Raw genomic sequence first — 16,874 nt, forward strand, 5'->3', positions numbered from 1 at the left:
TCTTAGAGGTAGAACACGTCGAAAATCACCGAACCATCGACCTTGAACGAGGTGGTGGTCGCCGGCAGTTGACGGGTGGGCCGGATGGCGGCGGCCACTTTCATTTCGAAAGTGTGTACCTGGGCGGCGGCCGGACCGGCAGCTGCACTCAGGCCCCAGGAGTAAGTGGTCGGGAAATTCGAGACCATGAGACTGCCAGGCAAGCGCCAGTTCAGATTGTCTGGAGTGCGAACGAGGAAAGTCTGCTCACGATTGTCAGTCGTGGCCTTGCCAACCCGCAGGCCAAATCCACCGAGACCCACGCCAGAGCTGCCGGCGTTACCCAAGCCGTAGTAAAGATTTTCACCGAGAAACCCTGTAGGGCTGAAGACCAGGTTCGGAGCCTTAGTCGCGGCACGGTTGTCTTTCACACCGAACTCAACGGCGGCCGGGGCATCGCAGCGGATATTCAGGGAAATATCATGTTCTGGCAGATTGTTTTGAGCCGTAGGACTCAGAGAACTCAAAGTGATCTGGCCCAGGTCAACGTTAGTACCGCCCGCGAAACTTGGCGTACAGGAAGTTGGAACAATGTTACCTGTAACGGTCAATCCGACACTGGCCGCCGATGCCATCATGGGAGAAACAGCAACAGCCATCGCAGCAACTAAAAACAGCTTTTTCATTATTAAATTCCTGGTTAGACAGATATCAATCACATGCTTTGCATACGAAAAAAATTCCGATAGTAAATCAAGCCAAGCGATCATTACGGATAGCGTAAGCGATATCTGTAGGAATATTCGTTGATAGCCCGAGGGTTATTCTCAAAGGCTTGTAGCTGTTGGAGTCAAGGTTTGCAAGGAGTTGTCCGACAAGGCTTGTAGTATCTTCCTCGCACTCTGTGTGACTTTCACGCCACCCTCTAAATACTCGTCCGTGAGGATATCCTCCGGCTAAATCCTGGCACCCTCTATCACTGAATCTATAGAAATCAATTCAAAAAATTTAAAACAGCACCCAATAAAAAACATTTTCGCAACCTTTAAACCCGAAACTATTACCTCGTCCCTAAACTCACTTGCGATCACTTCAACTTTAACCCTGACGCAAGTTGCAAATTTAAACCACGCCTCGTTCTGTTCGTCCCGTTGATGCCTCACTTGGGCAGGGCGTGCCATACTTCGTCTTTGCCGTGATGCGAGACATCCGACGTGAGCTCCCGACCAACCCTGGCTTTTCTCCTGTTGCTCAGCGTGTGCTTGAGCGGTTGCGCCACGTTCGATGCGCAAAAAACCCCTAGCCAGGCACTGCCGGCGACCCAGTCCAGCTTCGGCCGCTCAATCCAGGCCCAGGCTGCGCCTCATCAGGGCCGCTCGGGCTTTCGCTTGCTGTCCGACAGCACCGAAGCCTTCACGGCCCGCGCCGAGCTGATCCGCAACGCCCAAAGCAGCCTGGATTTGCAGTACTACATCGTTCACGACGGCATCAGCACACGGATGTTGGTGGATGAACTGCTAAAGGCGGCGGACCGCGGTGTGCGCGTACGCATTCTGCTCGACGACACCACCAGCGATGGCCTGGACCGGATCATCGCCACGCTGGCGGCGCATCCGCAGATCCAGATCCGTGTGTTCAACCCATTGCACCTTGGCCGCAGTACCGGCGTGACACGAACGGCGGGACGGTTGCTCAACCTGTCGCAGCAACACCGACGCATGCACAACAAGCTCTGGCTAGCCGACAACAGCGTGGCCATCGTCGGTGGGCGCAATCTGGGGGACGAGTATTTCGATGCCGAACCCAACCTCAATTTCACTGACATCGACATGCTCAGCGTCGGCCCGGTCGCCGAACAGCTGGGGCACAGTTTTGACCAATACTGGAACAGTGCGCTGAGCAAGCCGATCGACGAGTTCCTCTCGAGCAAACCGACGGCCAGGGACCTGGAAAACACCAGGACCCGACTGGAAGAATCGCTTGAGGAAACGCGCAAACAGAATCACGCGCTCTACCAGCAGTTGACGACCTACACCACTCACCCGCGCCTGGCAATCTGGCGTCGGCAGTTGATCTGGGCCTGGAACCAGGCACTGTGGGACGCGCCGAGCAAGGTGCTGGCCGACGGCGAGCCCGACCCGCAGTTGCTGCTGACCACGCAGTTGGCGCCCGAGCTCAATGGCGTCAGCAAAGAGCTGATCATGGTTACGGCCTACTTCGTACCCGGCCAGCCGGGGCTGGTGTACCTGACCGGGCGCGCCGATGCCGGGGTGTCGGTGAGCCTGCTGACCAACTCACTGGACGCCACTGACGTCCCGGCGGTGCATGGCGGTTACGCGCCGTATCGCAAGGCGCTGCTGGCGCATGGCGTGCATCTGTTCGAATTGCGCCGCCAGCCCGGCGAAGGCGGCGGCAGCGGACCCAATCTGTTCTACAGCAAGTCCTATCGCGGCTCCGACTCCAGCCTGCACAGCAAGGCGATGATTTTCGACCAGCAGAAGTCGTTCATCGGCTCGTTCAATTTCGACCACCGCTCAGTGCTGTGGAACACCGAAGTCGGGGTGCTGGTGGACAGCCCGGAACTCGCCGCGCGCGTGCGTGAACTGGCGTTTCAAGGCATGGCGCCGGCCCTGAGTTATCAGGCCAAGCTGGAAAATGGCCAGATTGTCTGGGTCACCGAAGATGACGGCAAACTGCACACCCTGACCAAGGAACCCGGGAGCTGGTGGCGGCGCTTCAATGCGTGGATGAGCACCACCGTCGGCCTGGAGCGGATGTTGTAACCCTGTGGGAGCGAGCTTGCTCGCGATTGCGTCATCACATTCAACATCCCTGTGACTGATCAACTGCATCGCGAGCAAGCTCGCTCCCACAGGTTTAAGCCGGCTCCGCCACCGTGCCAAACGCGCCTTGCCGTGACAGCAGAATCACCAACCCCAGCGCACCGGCCGCCATCAGCAGTGGCAACGCATGCCCGCTGATCCACTGACTGCCGGCACCGGCCGCCAGCGGTCCGATCAGGCAACCGATACCCCACAGCTGCGCGATATGCGCATTGGCGCGCACCAGCGCATCGTCGCGATAGCGCTCGCCGATCAGGATCAGTGACAAGGTGAACAAGCCACCGGCACTGGAACCGAACAACACCCACAACGGCCAGATCAGCAACGTATCGATCAGGAACGGGATGGCCAGGCTCGAGATCAGCAGGACCACCGCACACCCGGTGAACAACGTACGTCGCGACAAGCGATCAGCCAGTGCGCCAATCGGCAATTGCAGCAAGGCATCACCCACCACCACCGTGCTGACCATCGCCAACGCAATTTCCGTCGTAAAGCCCTGACGCAGGCAATAAACCGGCAACAAAGTCAGGATCATCGCTTCGAATGCTGCGAACAGCGACACCGCCCAGGCAATCGCCGGCAGGCCACGGCAGAAGCCCAGCAAGTCGCTGAAGGTCACGCTGCAGGCTTCACTGGTCGGAGCGCCGCTGCGGCCCAGCAACAGGAGCGGTGCTGCCATCAGCAAACCGACGCCGACCCAGAATCCGTAATCGTGCTCAGTGCCCAGTACGCCAAGCAGCAACGGCCCGGCCAGCTGACTCAGCGCATAACTGCTGCCATACAGCGCCACCAATCGCCCGCGCCATTGTTCGATCACCAGTTGGTTGATCCAGCTTTCGCCGAGGATGAAGACGAGGGTCAGGATCACGCCGATCATCAGCCGCAATACCAGCCAGATCGGATAGCTCGGCAACAGCGCCAGCAAACCGATGGACAACGCCCCGGCCCACAGGCACAAACGCATCAGATTGGCCGTGCCCAGACGCGCGGCCAGATGGCTGGAGATCTTTGCCCCCAGCAATACGCCAATGGCGGGCATCGCTGCCATCACACCGATGGCGAACGAGCCGTAACCCCAGCCTTCCAGGCGAAACGACACCAGCGGCATGCTGACGCCCAGCGCCAGGCCGACACTCAAGACAGACGCCAACACGGCGAAATAAGTCGCCCAACGCATTTTCCACGCTCCTGTGGATTGTTATTTTTTAACCGGCGCACAAAGCAAATGTGGGAGCGGGCTTGCTCGCGAAGAGGCCATCACATCCAACATCATCGTTGGCTGTTACGGCGCCTTCGCGAGCAAGCCCGCTCCCACAAGGGATCTGCGTCGTTCAGGAGCCCGACTTACAATCGGGCTCCTTCACTGGCTTACAACTTGATCCAGGTCGCCTTAAGCTCGGTGTACTTGTCGAACGCATGCAGCGACTTGTCGCGACCGTTGCCGGACTGCTTGAAGCCACCGAACGGGGCCGTCATGTCGCCGCCGTCATACTGGTTGACCCACACGCTACCAGCGCGCAGTGCCTTGGCAGTCAGATGGGCCTTGGAAATATCCTGGGTCCACACCGCTGCGGCCAAGCCGTAAGGTGTGTCGTTGGCAATCGCAATGGCTTCTTCGGCAGTGTCGAAAGTGATCACCGACAGCACTGGGCCGAAGATTTCTTCCTGAGCGATTTTCATCGCGTTGCTGACGCCGTCGAAAATCGTCGGCTCAACGTAGGTGCCACCGGTTTCCTGAAGAATGCGTTTGCCGCCCGCCACCAGTTTGGCGCCGTCGGTGTGGCCGGATTCGATGTAGGACAGCACGGTGTTCATCTGCTGGGTATCCACCAGAGCGCCGACGTTGGTCGCCGGGTCCAGCGGGTTGCCCGGTTTCCAGGTTTTGAGGGCCTCGATCACCAGCGGCAGGAATTTATCCTTGATCGAACGCTCCACCAGCAGGCGCGAGCCGGCGGTGCAGACTTCGCCCTGGTTGAAGGCGATGGCGCCGGCAGCCGATTCAGCGGCAGCTTGCAGGTCCGGTGCATCAGCGAACACGATGTTCGGGCTCTTGCCGCCGGCTTCGAGCCAGACGCGTTTCATGTTCGATTCGCCGGAGTAGATCAGCAGTTGCTTGGCGATCTTGGTCGAACCGGTAAACACCAGGGTGTCCACATCATTGTGCAGGGCCAGGGCCTTGCCGACGGTGTGACCGTAACCTGGCAGGACGTTCAACACACCTTTCGGGATGCCAGCCTCAACGGCCAGCGCAGCGATGCGGATGGCGGTCAACGGGGATTTTTCGGATGGCTTGAGGATCACCGAGTTACCGGTGGACAGCGCCGGGCCGAGTTTCCAGCAGGCCATCATCAACGGGAAGTTCCACGGCACGATGGCACCGACGACGCCGACCGGCTCGCGGGTCACCAGACCCAACTGATCGTGCGGAGTGGCGGCAACTTCGTCGTAGATCTTGTCGATGGCTTCACCGCTCCAGCTCAGGGCTTGCGCCGCGCCTGGAACATCGATGTACAGGGAATCGCTGATTGGCTTGCCCATGTCCAGGGTTTCAAGCAGGGCCAGCTCTTCGGCGTGCTGTTTCAGCAGGCCGGCGAAACGGATCATGGTGGCTTTACGTTTGGTCGGCGCCAGGCGCGACCAGACGCCGGAATTGAAAGTGGCGCGGGCGTTTTCAACAGCGCGCTGGGCGTCGGCGGCGTCACAGCTGGCAATCTTGCCCAGCAGACGGCCATCGACCGGGCTGATGCACTCGAAGGTCTCGGCGGAGACAGCATCGGTGTATTCGCCATTGATGTAGGCGCGGCCTTCGATCTTCAGATCGCGAGCCCGTTGTTCCCAATCGGCACGAGTCAGGGTGGTCATTCGAGTGTCCTCCTCTTGTTGAATACGAGCGCCCCGCGTTCTTCGCGGGCGTCCTCATGAATTCTGCCCGGCCAGCCTGCTTTTTTCGGCCCAAGGCAACCGTCACCCTAAACCAGTGGTCGGGGTTGTTTCAATATATTTGACACAAGGTCGGCAAACGACCTTGCGGTGTTCATTTTAATAAACATAGACTTTGGACTTTCCAGCCATCGCACCGCAATCACGGGGGATTATAAGAATGAGCATCCAGGACATCGTCGACTTCAGCCAAGCCACCACCCAGCCCGATCGCTATCGGCCAGACCCGGCGAAAGTCCTCAAGGGCGACCCCGAACAAGCAGTGTACAACCACTACAACAGCCCTTGCGGCCAGATGAGCGCAGGCGTGTGGGAAGGCGAAGTCGGCCAGTGGCATGTGAACTACACCGAGCATGAATACTGCGAGATCGTTCAGGGGGTTTCAGTGCTGCGCGACAACGAAGGCAACGGCAAGACCCTGCGCGTGGGCGATCGCTTCGTGATACCGGCCGGGTTCAGAGGCACCTGGGAAGTGCTGGAGCCGTGCCGCAAGATCTATGTGGTGTTTGAACAGAAAGCCTGAGGATTTGGGTTGTCCCCCAGCCGGCCTCATCGTCGGAACGCCGCCCGGAGCAAGCTCGCTCCCACAGGGGAGTTGTGTCGATCACAAAACCTGTGGGAGCGAGCTTGCTCCGGGCGGCGTTCCGACGATGGGGCCCTGAAGAGCAACACAAAACCCCAAGCAACAAAAAAGGCCCGTATCTCGCGATACGGGCCTTTTTCGTAAGAGGGAAAAATCAATTACTTGATTTTGCCTTCTTTGTAGATCACGTGCTTGCGAACAACCGGATCAAATTTCTTGATCTCGATTTTGTCCGGAGTAGTGCGCTTGTTCTTGTCGGTAGTGTAGAAGTGACCAGTACCGGCGCTCGAAATCAAACGAATCAATTCACGCATGATTAGCTCCCTTAGATCTTGCCAGCTTTGCGGATTTCGGCCAGCACGACAGTGATGCCACGCTTGTCGATGATACGCATGCCTTTGGCAGATACGCGCAGACGCACGAAACGTTTCTCTTCTTCAACCCAGAAGCGGTGATGCTGCAGGTTCGGCAGGAAACGACGACGGGTTTTGTTGTTTGCGTGGGAAATGTTATTCCCAGTCACCGGACCCTTACCGGTAACTTGACATACTCTCGACATGCCTCAGCCCTCTAAAACCACATGCCCAACCCGGCATGGGTTGGCCGCTTAATCTCTCAGTCATTTGGCGCCAGGCGCCGCGTTTCTTTAGAGGTCTTACCGGCTACACCTACAGTGAAGGAACCGGGCCCCTAGAAAAGAGCGCTGCTTTATACCAGAAAGACTGGAGAGCAACAACATTCCGTGTGAACAGACTTGATAAAAACCCCGCTTTTCGGGCTTCGAGCGCCTTGGATAAAGGCTGTCGTCGCTAAAGACCGCTCGTCGCAGAGAATCAGCCAACACGCCGATTCAGAGTTTTTCTCAGCCAGCACGCACCGAAAACAAGCGCACATAGTCCCCTTAAAATGAAAAAGGGGATAGTCATTTGCAAAAGAGCCCACTAGGGTAAGCCTTTTCCAGACTGCACTTGCAGATGGGCCTTCGATCTGTAAAGGAATCCGACCATGCGCCTCGCTGCCCTACCGCTGTTGCTCGCCCCTCTTCTGCTGAGCCCATTGGCCCATGCCGCCGCTCTGAGCGTTTGCACTGAGGCAAGCCCGGAAGGGTTCGACGTGGTGCAATACAACTCGCTGACCACCACCAACGCCTCGGCCGACGTGCTGATGAACCGCCTGGTGGACTTCGATACCGCTAGCGGCAAAGTGGTCGCGAGCCTCGCGGACAGCTGGGAAGTCACGCCCGACGGCCTGACCTATGTCTTCAAATTGCACCCGCAGGTGAAATTCCACCGTACCGAGTACTTCAGCCCGTCGCGCGACATGACCGCCGAAGACGTGAAGTTCAGCTTCGACCGCATGCTCGACCCGGCAAACCCTTGGCACAAAGTGGCCCAAAGCGGCTTCCCGCATGCCCAGTCGATGCAGTTGCCGGCACTGATCAAGAAGATCGATGCGCTGGATACACTGACTGTGCGCTTCACCCTCGATCACCCGGACTCGACTTTCCTCGCCACCCTGAGCATGGGCTTCGCCTCGATCTACTCCGCCGAATATGCCGACAAACTGTTGAAGGCCGGCACCCCGGAAAAGCTCAACAGCCAGCCGATCGGCAGCGGGCCGTTCGTCTTCACGCGCTTCCAGAAAGATGCCTCGATCCGCTACAAGGCCAACCCGGACTACTTCCGCGGCAAGCCTTCGGTGGATCCGCTGATTTTCAGCATCACTCCTGACGCCAACGTGCGTTTGCAGAAATTGCGCCGCAACGAGTGCCAGATCGCCCTGTCGCCCAAGCCTCTGGACGTACAGGCAGCGCTGAAAGAACCGACCTTGAAAGTGGAAAAGACTGACGCCTTCATGACCGCGTTCGTTGGCATCAACAGCCAGCATCCGCCGCTGGACAAGCCCGAAGTGCGCCAGGCGATCAACCTCGCGTTCGACAAGGCCAACTACGTCAAAGCCGTGTTCGAAGACACCGCCGAACCTGCCAACGGTCCATACCCGCCGAATACCTGGAGCTATGCCAAAGGCCTGCCGGGTTATCCGCATGACGTCGAAAAAGCCAAAGCACTCATGGCGAAGGCCGGGCTCAAGGACGGTTTCCAGACCACCATCTGGACCCGACCTTCCGGCAGTCTGCTCAACCCGAACCCGAGCCTCAGCGCTCAAATGCTGCAATCGGACCTCGCGGAAATCGGCATTCAGGCCGAGATTCGCGTGATCGAATGGGGCGAGCTGATTCGCCGCGCCAAGGCCGGTGAACACGACCTGTTGTTCATGGGCTGGGCCGGCGACAACGGCGACCCGGACAACTTCCTCACGCCGCAGTTTTCCTGCGCGGCGGTCAAGTCCGGCACCAACTTCGCCCGCTACTGCAACCAGGACCTGGACAAGCTGATCAGCGCCGGCAAGACCACCGGCGAGCAAGGTGTGCGCACCAAGCTCTACGAGCAGGCTCAGGCGCAGATCCAGCAACAGGCGCTGTGGCTGCCGCTGGCCCACCCGACCGCCTTCGCGCTGACGCGCAAGGACGTTGAGGGGTATGCCGTCAGCCCATTCGGCCGTCAGGATTACTCGAAGGTCATCCTCAAGTAATCAGCGTCGCCACAAAACCTGTGGGAGCGGGCTTGCTCGCGAATGCGGAGTGTCATTCAACATTGATGTCGACTGACACTCCGCATTCGCGAGCAAGCCCGCTCCCACAGGGGATTTGTGTTTGTCGGGCTTCCCGCTACATCCACCCGTACTCGGCCATGGACAGCGGATCGCCGTCACCGATGATGAAATGGTCGAGCACCCGCACATCGATCAGGTCCAGCGCCTCTTGCAGGCGCTTGGTCAGCGTTCGGTCGGCTTGACTGGGGTTGGTATTACCCGACGGATGGTTATGGCAGAGGATCAACGCTGCGGCGTTGTGGGCCAACGCGCGTTTAACCACTTGTCTCGGATAGACACTAGTGCTGTCGATGGATCCGCGAAACAGCACTTCAAAAGTCAGCACTTGATGCCTGGAATCCAAAAACAGACAGCCGAACACCTCGTGAGGCTCATGGCGCAGCATTGACTTCAGGTAATCACGAACCGCCTGCGGATTTTCCAGCGCCGATTTTTGGCGCGCACGTTCGGCCAAATGCCGCCGGCCCATTTCCTGGACCGCTTGCAACTGAGCGAATTTCGCCGGCCCAAGCCCCAACTGCCTGCTGAATGCTGCTTGATCGGCCTCGAGCAGTGAGCGCAGGCTGCCAAACTGATTCAACAGGTGTCGCGCCAGATCTACCGCGCTTTTACCCGACACGCCCGTTCGTAAAAAAATCGCCAGCAATTCGGCGTCTGAAAGGCTCCCCGAGCCCAACTCAAGCAACCTCTCCCGCGGCCGTTCCGCCGCTGGCCAATCGCGAATACTCATAGCACCTCCCTGCTCTGTGGGCGCCGCTGTTCCGTAGCGGTCGCTGTGATATCGTAGCCCATCTTTTTTGCGAGCGATTTCACTCCTGGGGAGGGGGTATCGCCACGCAGTCATCAACGAAATGAAAGGCAGACCTATGCAGCGGCTGTATCGGAAACGCATCGTTCTGGGCGTCGGCGGCGGTATTGCTGCCTACAAGAGCGCTGACCTGGTTCGCCGCCTGATCGACCAGGGCGCCGAAGTGCGCGTGGTCATGACCCGCGGCGGCAGCGAGTTCATCACACCGTTGACCATGCAGGCCTTGTCCGGGCATCCGGTCCACCTCGATCTGCTCGACCCGGCGGCCGAAGCTGCCATGGGCCACATCGAGCTGGCCAAATGGGCCGACCTGGTGCTGATCGCCCCCGCCACTGCGGACCTTATTGCCCGCCTGGCCCAAGGCATTGCCGACGACCTGCTGACCACGCTGGTGCTGGCCACCGACGCCGTGGTCGCCGTTGCCCCGGCGATGAACCAGGCCATGTGGCGCGACCCGGCCACCCAGGCCAACCTGCAAACCCTCGAAAGCCGCGGCCTGAAAACCTTCGGCCCGGCCTCCGGCAGCCAGGCCTGCGGCGATGTCGGCATGGGCCGCATGCTCGAAGCCACCGACCTCGCCCAGTGTGCGGCGGACTGCTTCCAGCGTCAGGCGCTGACCGGCAAACACGTGCTGATCACCGCCGGCCCGACCCAGGAAAACATCGACCCGGTGCGCTACATCACCAACCACAGCTCCGGAAAAATGGGCTTTGCCCTGGCCGAGGCCGCAGTGGAAGCCGGCGCCCGCGTAACGCTGATCACCGGCCCGGTGCACCTGCCGACCCCGGATCGCGTCACCCGCATCGACGTGGTCAGCGCCCGCGACATGCTCGCCGCTTGTGAAGCCGCGATCCCTTGCGACCTGTTCATCGCCTCGGCAGCGGTCGCGGACTACCGTCCGGAAGTCGTCGCCCCACAGAAACTCAAGAAAGACCCTACGAACGGCGACGGCTTGTTGCTACAGATGGTGCGTAACCCGGACATTCTGGCCACCATCGCCACCCGCCCTGACCGTCCGTTCAGTGTCGGTTTCGCCGCTGAAACCGAACACCTGCTCGATTACGCTGCCCGCAAGTTGAAAGACAAGAACCTCGATTTGATCGTCGCCAACGACGTCGCCAACCCGAGCATTGGCTTCAACAGCGAAGAAAACGCCTGCAGCGTGATCGACCGCCAGCTACACGCCACACTTTTCGCCCAGACCAGCAAGAGCAAGATTGCCCGCCAGCTGATCACTTTTATCTCCGAACGTCTGAACCAGGTTTAATTTACATGCACGCTTTGCAAGCCAAGATCCTCGACCCTCGCATCGGAACCGACTTCCCGCTGCCGCAGTACGCCACGCCAGGCTCCGCCGGCCTCGACCTGCGCGCCATGCTGGAAAAAGACACCGTCATCAAGCCAGGAGAAACCCTGCTGATCCCGACTGGCCTGTCCGTCTACATTGGCGATCCAGGCCTGGCGGCGCTGATTCTGCCGCGCTCGGGCCTGGGCCATAAGCACGGCATCGTGCTGGGCAACCTGGTCGGCCTGATCGACTCCGATTACCAAGGCCCGCTGATGGTGTCGTGCTGGAACCGTGGCCAGACCGACTTCAACATGGTGGTGGGCGAGCGTTTGGCCCAGCTGGTTTTGGTGCCGGTGGTTCAAGCGCACTTCGAGATGGTCGAAGAGTTCGTTGAAACCGAGCGCGGTGCCGGCGGTTTCGGGCACTCCGGTAGCCATTGATCCGCTGAAGCCCTCCCTGTAGATACTCTGTTCACGGTCAAGCTTTCGCGAGATGTTTTTCGCTAAAAAGCTTGGCCGTATTAAATTCTTCTCCGGAGCGCATGCATGCCCATAACCCGGTTAGGTATTTGCGCATGACCGCACCGATGGCCTGCATTTTCTTCTTGCCGCGCGCTACCAGAGCCTCGTAGAAGGCCTTCACATTCTCATCACAACGAATTGCCGTCATCGCCGGCATGAACATCGCTGCGCGCAAGTAAGCATTACCGCATTTGGACATTCGCCCTGGTCGGTTCACGCTGGTGCCTGACTGGGTCAACCTGACATCCAGGCCTGCATAGCGGCTTACCTGCGCCGATTTAAGCGTTACCGGAAGGGTCGTCAGCTCAGCCAGTGCGGCGATGGCTGAGGCTTCTCCAACGCCGGGGGCCGCCATCATGCAGCGAAACTGCAAACTCAGATCCGGGCATTTGGCGATGGCATCACGTGCGGCTTTCTTCAAGCGATCAATCCGTGTGTCCAGCCCTGCAATCGCCTCTTTCTCATCCTCGATCAGCAGCTCCACACTCGTTTCTGTCGCTTGTAGCGCGTGTAATTCGTTTTTGGCTCGTGTTCGATGACCAATCAGCCGATTGATATGGCGGCCAATCGCACGCAGCGTCATTTGATCGGCAGTAGGCGCAACCCAAAGCCTGGGAGTCATGCGCTCGCCATATTCAGCCAGCAATTGAGCGTCTATCTGGTCAGTTTTGCTGTTTTGCAGCATCAATTTTGCAAAATTGTGGAAGCTTTTGGGGTTGATCACCGAGACCGGCAGGCCGGCGGCGTGCAACTCCAATGCAAGATCCAGGTAGTAAATGCCGGTGGCCTCCATGACCACGCTCAGCGGTTTGAGACCCAACATTTTTGTCACGGCAGCCTTACGTCCTTTGGGCGTGTGCTGAATATCCCACTGGCCTGATGTTCTACCGCTCTGCCGCCATCCCATGACAGACGTGCGCGCACCAATGTCTATGCCGACATGAGTATTCATGCTTTTCACTTCCCTGACTTTCGGTAAGATTGCTCCTGGTTCCCCCGACCTCGAACTTCATGCCACTGCAACCTTGTAATGCGAAGTCCGACTTGTCGGCTTCTCGATACTCTTCGTGGTGGGCAATGAGGCGGGGGGGCCTCTCTACAGACAAGGTCAGGAGCAAATCCTGCCTTCAGGAGCGATCGGCCTCCCCCAGAAACGCACTTGCTGTTGTATGAATCCTTGAGCGTAACCTCTCTCGTTGGAATCAAGGTCAACATACAAGGAGCTGCCGAAGGCTGCGATCTTTTGATTTTCGTTTTTAAGATCAAAAGATCGCAGCCTTCGGCAGCTCCTACAGGGAAAGCGGGAGCAAGTGCGCTGGATGATGAAAATTGCACTAGCCTCATCTGGAAGGTTTACCGCCCAAAATCAAGGCATTGGCCAGCCAATCGCTCGCTAATGTTGGGGGCATGGCCTTTGCACACCACGAACTCTCAGTGGAAAACGTCGTCATACCCTTCAGTTTGAGCCTGTCGACGAGTTCTTCGCAGCAGGTCCAACCACCCTTCGAGATGGAGCATTTCCAGTAATGAGCAGCCCAGCCCAAGTCGCACCCAAGTTCCCCGACAGCATCTTCCGCGCCTACGACATTCGCGGCACCGTCCCGGAATTCTTGAACGCTGAAACCGCTTATTGGCTCGGTCGCGCCATCGGCTCCCAGAGCCTGGCCCAGGACGAACCGAACGTTTCCGTTGGCCGTGACGGTCGCCTGTCCGGTCCAGAACTGGTCGAACAACTGATCAAAGGCCTTGCCGACAGCGGCTGCCACGTCAGCGACGTCGGCCTGGTGCCAACGCCTGCGCTGTACTACGCCGCCAACGTGCTGGCCGGCAAATCCGGCGTGATGCTCACCGGCAGCCACAACCCGTCGAACTACAACGGCTTCAAGATCGTCATCGCTGGCGACACCTTGGCCAACGAACAGATCCAGGCCCTGCACGAACGCCTCAAGACCAACAACCTGAGCAGCGGCAAGGGCAGCATCACCAAGGTCGAGATCCTCGACCGCTACAACACCGAAATCGTCGAGGACATCAAACTCGCCCGCCGCCTCAAAGTCGTCGTCGACTGCGGCAACGGCGCGGCCGGCGTGATTGCCCCGCAACTGATTGAAGCCCTGAACTGCGAAGTCATCCCGCTGTTCTGCGACGTCGACGGCAACTTCCCGAATCACCATCCGGATCCGGGCAAGCCTGAAAACCTTGTGGACCTGATTGCCAAGGTCAAGGAAACCAACGCTGACCTCGGCCTGGCCTTCGACGGCGATGGCGACCGCGTCGGCGTGGTGACCAACACCGGCAGCATCGTTTACCCGGACCGCTTGCTGATGCTGTTCGCCCGTGACGTGCTGGCGCGCAACGCTGACGCGGAGATCATCTTCGACGTCAAATGCACCCGTCGCCTGACGCCGCTGATCAAGGAATACGGCGGCCGTCCGCTCATGTGGAAGACCGGTCACTCGTTGATCAAAAAGAAAATGAAACAAACCGGCGCCCTGTTGGCCGGCGAAATGAGCGGGCACATCTTCTTCAAGGAACGCTGGTTCGGTTTCGACGACGGCATTTACAGCGCTGCGCGTCTGCTGGAGATCCTCAGCAAAGAAAAATCCACCGCGGAAGAGCTGTTTGCGACCTTCCCGAACGATATTTCTACGCCGGAAATCAATATCCATGTGACCGAAGAGAGCAAATTCAGCATCATTGATGCACTGCACGACGCGAAGTGGGGCGAAGGCGCCGACCTGACCACCATTGACGGCGTGCGAGTCGACTACGCCAAAGGCTGGGGCCTGGTTCGCGCGTCCAACACCACACCGGTGCTGGTGCTGCGCTTCGAGGCCGATGACGAAGCTGAACTGCAGCGCATCAAGGACGTGTTCAAAGTCCAGTTGAAGCGTGTTGCACCTGATCTCCAATTACCGTTTTGATCTTCTGAAGCACCCGGAGCCCTGAATGACCCTCGAACGCGAAGCCGCCGCCAACACCGCCAAGGTCCTGTCCGAAGCGCTGCCTTACATTCGCCGCTATGTCGGCAAGACGCTGGTGATCAAATACGGCGGCAACGCGATGGAAAGCGAGGAGCTGAAAACCGGCTTCGCCCGCGACATCGTGCTGATGAAAGCCGTCGGCATTAACCCGGTGGTGGTTCACGGCGGCGGCCCGCAAATTGGCGACCTGCTCAAGCGTCTGTCGATCGAGAGCCACTTCATCGATGGCATGCGCGTGACTGACGCGCAAACCATGGACGTGGTGGAAATGGTCCTCGGCGGCCAAGTGAACAAGGACATCGTCAACCTGATCAACCGTCATGGCGGCAGCGCCATCGGCCTGACCGGCAAAGACGCCGAGTTGATTCGTGCGAAGAAACTCACCGTGACCCGCCAGACGCCGGAGATGACCCAACCGGAAATCATCGACATCGGCCAGGTGGGCGAAGTGGTCGGGATCAACACCGACTTGCTGAACCTGCTGGTCAAAGGCGACTTCATTCCGGTGATCGCGCCAATCGGCGTCGGTGCTAACGGCGAGTCGTACAACATCAACGCTGACTTGGTGGCCGGTAAAGTCGCCGAAGCGCTGAAAGCTGAAAAGCTGATGCTGCTGACCAACATCGCCGGCTTGATGGACAAGTCGGGCACGGTCCTGACCGGTCTGACGACTCAACAGGTCGACGATCTGATCGCCGACGGCACCATCTATGGTGGCATGCTGCCGAAGATCCGTTGCGCGCTGGAAGCCGTGCAAGGTGGCGTGGGCAGCTCGTTGATCATCGATGGCCGGGTTCCGAATGCGATTCTGCTGGAGATCTTCACCGATACCGGTGTAGGCACCTTGATCAGTAATCGCAAGCGTCACTGATTCAAGAACGTCAAAAGATCGCACCCTTCAGTAGCACCTGTGGATGTACGAATATTCCGTAGGAGCTGACGAAGTCTGCGATCTTTTTTATGCGCGCAGGAAATGTCTGACCTGACTAAGCGAAACGTCCGACATCCAGCCAGCATTAGTCCGCATAGGATCTTCCCTGTATCCACAGGAGAACGACCCCATGCAAAAAGTTTACGCACCTAACGGCAGCGACGTTTCCGCAGGCACCTACGAATGCGCCGACTGCGGCTACGAATATTCCAACCAATCGAAAAAATCCTTGTCGCCCTGCCCGCAACGCCTGGATTCATTGCACGTACAAAACGGCTGGAAAATCCTCAGCGGCCAAGGAGACGCAACGGACGACCCTTATCCCAAATCCGGTAAGTGATCACGGGAGACTCAGCCATGCAGATCTCGTTCACGATCGACGCCCAGGCTTTCGAGCAGGAGCAGAAGGAGCCGGTCAAAAAGACCCTGAAGATATCCGACAGCGAAATCGCTCATGCCTTACAACGTATCGCCAAGGCGAGCCTGACCGAATACTTGAAAATGCTGGTAGAAGGCGGCATGCCGAGTCGGGCCGATGAAGCGAAACAGGACCGCTTGCTATATCTGATTCAAAGCTACTTCGGGCAGACATTGCCGACCGAATCTCAGATATCGACGATTTTTCAGCTGACCCAGAGCCAAAGCAAAACCCTGCTGAAAAACACGGTTTCGCGCTTTCGCAATCAACTGGACGATATTCTGCAGCACAGCATGCGAGCCGTGATTGAGTCTGCGGAGCATGCGCAGACGGTGTATCTGGTGGTGATCAGTTCGGACGTCATTCGTGATGAACTGAACATGCTGATCACACAGAACGAACCGACCTTCAAACCCATCACAAAACGTAAAGGCAGCGCCGGGCAGTTCGAAATCAGCGAAGACTCTCACGACTTGCTGTGCAGGACGCTTGGTCTGAATGTCGTTCAGTGACATTGTCGCGGTCAGCGGTTTGCTGCTGACCCTGACCACTTTCATGTTCAACCTGGCTTGGCCCAGGCTGCATGAAGCACTGGAGCTGGATGAAAGCCAATCTGGCCCGCTCGCCAGAAAACGTAGTCGAAAAAAGGTAACGAACGTTTTGTTCGCCTGCGCTCTCCCTCTGACCAGCGCCTTCCTGGCGCTGTTTTACGTCAACTTGCCTGCCGCTGTGAAAATCATGGGTAGCAGCACGCTGAATCTTTGGGACTTTGACGTGGATCGCACGCTTTATGTGATGGTTGTGTTTGCACTGATGGTGTTTGCGCTGTTCAACGTCGGGGTGGCGCTAAAGCTGATAGGAAAATGGCGAAGGCTTCGCTGACGGCAAAAAAAAGACCCCGCT

At 58.4% G+C, this 16,874-nt stretch carries 16 protein-coding genes and 1 pseudogene; 10 read left to right on the forward strand and 7 right to left on the reverse strand.

What is annotated here, in order from left to right; genetic code table 11:
• Positions 1–2: 2 nt before the first annotated feature.
• A complete protein-coding gene (locus ACMXYH_RS00085) occupies positions 3–665 on the reverse strand; it encodes a DUF1120 domain-containing protein (protein ID WP_415765933.1) in 663 nt (220 codons plus the stop codon).
• 528 nt (positions 666–1,193) lie between these two features.
• Here ACMXYH_RS00085 and ACMXYH_RS00090 point away from each other — a divergent pair.
• A complete protein-coding gene (locus ACMXYH_RS00090) occupies positions 1,194–2,762 on the forward strand; it encodes a phospholipase D family protein (RefSeq protein WP_415765934.1) in 1,569 nt (522 codons plus the stop codon).
• Between the two features lie 94 nt (positions 2,763–2,856).
• Here the strand turns inward: ACMXYH_RS00090 and ACMXYH_RS00095 are convergent, their stop codons facing one another.
• Both ACMXYH_RS00095 and ACMXYH_RS00100 read right to left on the reverse strand, forming a co-directional pair.
• On the reverse strand, positions 2,857–4,002 hold the full coding sequence (locus ACMXYH_RS00095) for an MFS transporter (RefSeq protein ID WP_415765935.1): 1,146 nt from the start codon (positions 4,000–4,002) through the stop codon (positions 2,857–2,859).
• A 191-nt stretch (positions 4,003–4,193) separates the two neighbouring features.
• Entirely contained in the window at positions 4,194–5,687 is a 1,494-nt protein-coding gene (locus ACMXYH_RS00100; protein ID WP_046045050.1) for an aldehyde dehydrogenase, read from the reverse strand.
• A 238-nt stretch (positions 5,688–5,925) separates the two neighbouring features.
• Between ACMXYH_RS00100 and ACMXYH_RS00105 the strand changes: the two genes are divergently transcribed.
• Complete coding sequence (locus ACMXYH_RS00105; RefSeq protein ID WP_095126919.1) at positions 5,926–6,288, forward strand: cupin domain-containing protein; 363 nt, start codon at positions 5,926–5,928, stop codon at positions 6,286–6,288.
• Between the two features lie 218 nt (positions 6,289–6,506).
• Here the strand turns inward: ACMXYH_RS00105 and rpmG are convergent, their stop codons facing one another.
• Positions 6,507–6,662, reverse strand: coding sequence for a 50S ribosomal protein L33 (gene rpmG / locus ACMXYH_RS00110; RefSeq protein WP_007894709.1), 156 nt, complete (start codon positions 6,660–6,662; stop codon positions 6,507–6,509).
• An 11-nt stretch (positions 6,663–6,673) separates the two neighbouring features.
• Positions 6,674–6,907, reverse strand: coding sequence for a 50S ribosomal protein L28 (rpmB, locus tag ACMXYH_RS00115; protein ID WP_007894701.1), 234 nt, complete (start codon positions 6,905–6,907; stop codon positions 6,674–6,676).
• Positions 6,908–7,353: 446 nt separating this feature from the next.
• Between rpmB and ACMXYH_RS00120 the strand changes: the two genes are divergently transcribed.
• Positions 7,354–8,940: an ABC transporter substrate-binding protein gene (locus ACMXYH_RS00120; RefSeq protein WP_415765936.1), complete on the forward strand. Its 1,587-nt coding sequence runs from the start codon at positions 7,354–7,356 to the stop codon at positions 8,938–8,940.
• A gap of 136 nt (positions 8,941–9,076) precedes the next feature.
• Here the strand turns inward: ACMXYH_RS00120 and radC are convergent, their stop codons facing one another.
• Entirely contained in the window at positions 9,077–9,751 is a 675-nt protein-coding gene (gene radC, locus ACMXYH_RS00125; RefSeq protein WP_129439997.1) for a RadC family protein, read from the reverse strand.
• Positions 9,752–9,887: 136 nt separating this feature from the next.
• On the opposite strand from radC, the gene coaBC reads away from it, so the two are divergent.
• A complete protein-coding gene (coaBC, locus tag ACMXYH_RS00130) occupies positions 9,888–11,096 on the forward strand; it encodes a bifunctional phosphopantothenoylcysteine decarboxylase/phosphopantothenate--cysteine ligase CoaBC (protein ID WP_415765937.1) in 1,209 nt (402 codons plus the stop codon).
• A 5-nt stretch (positions 11,097–11,101) separates the two neighbouring features.
• Positions 11,102–11,557, forward strand: a complete 456-nt coding sequence (gene dut / locus ACMXYH_RS00135; protein ID WP_134420907.1) for a dUTP diphosphatase — start codon at positions 11,102–11,104, stop codon at positions 11,555–11,557.
• Positions 11,558–11,594: 37 nt separating this feature from the next.
• Here the strand turns inward: dut and ACMXYH_RS00140 are convergent, their stop codons facing one another.
• Entirely contained in the window at positions 11,595–12,590 is a 996-nt protein-coding gene (locus ACMXYH_RS00140) for an IS110 family transposase (protein ID WP_415765780.1), read from the reverse strand.
• A 568-nt stretch (positions 12,591–13,158) separates the two neighbouring features.
• Here ACMXYH_RS00140 and ACMXYH_RS00145 point away from each other — a divergent pair.
• The 5 genes and pseudogenes from ACMXYH_RS00145 to ACMXYH_RS00165 all read left to right on the forward strand — a co-directional run.
• Positions 13,159–14,562: pseudogene (locus ACMXYH_RS00145) on the forward strand (phosphomannomutase/phosphoglucomutase); the annotation flags it as partial.
• Positions 14,563–14,587: 25 nt separating this feature from the next.
• Positions 14,588–15,493: an acetylglutamate kinase gene (gene argB, locus ACMXYH_RS00150; RefSeq protein ID WP_008007602.1), complete on the forward strand. Its 906-nt coding sequence runs from the start codon at positions 14,588–14,590 to the stop codon at positions 15,491–15,493.
• Between the two features lie 190 nt (positions 15,494–15,683).
• A complete protein-coding gene (locus ACMXYH_RS00155) occupies positions 15,684–15,893 on the forward strand; it encodes a hypothetical protein (protein ID WP_415765938.1) in 210 nt (69 codons plus the stop codon).
• 17 nt (positions 15,894–15,910) lie between these two features.
• Positions 15,911–16,483 (forward strand): hypothetical protein, encoded by a 573-nt coding sequence (locus ACMXYH_RS00160; RefSeq protein ID WP_134420913.1) that lies wholly within the window; start codon positions 15,911–15,913, stop codon positions 16,481–16,483.
• Positions 16,470–16,853 (forward strand): hypothetical protein, encoded by a 384-nt coding sequence (locus tag ACMXYH_RS00165; protein ID WP_134420915.1) that lies wholly within the window; start codon positions 16,470–16,472, stop codon positions 16,851–16,853. The genes ACMXYH_RS00160 and ACMXYH_RS00165 overlap by 14 nt, the downstream gene beginning before the upstream one ends.
• Positions 16,854–16,874: the final 21 nt, after the last annotated feature.

The organism is Pseudomonas frigoris (assembly GCF_047758635.1).
GTDB classification, from domain to species: domain Bacteria; phylum Pseudomonadota; class Gammaproteobacteria; order Pseudomonadales; family Pseudomonadaceae; genus Aquipseudomonas; species Aquipseudomonas frigoris.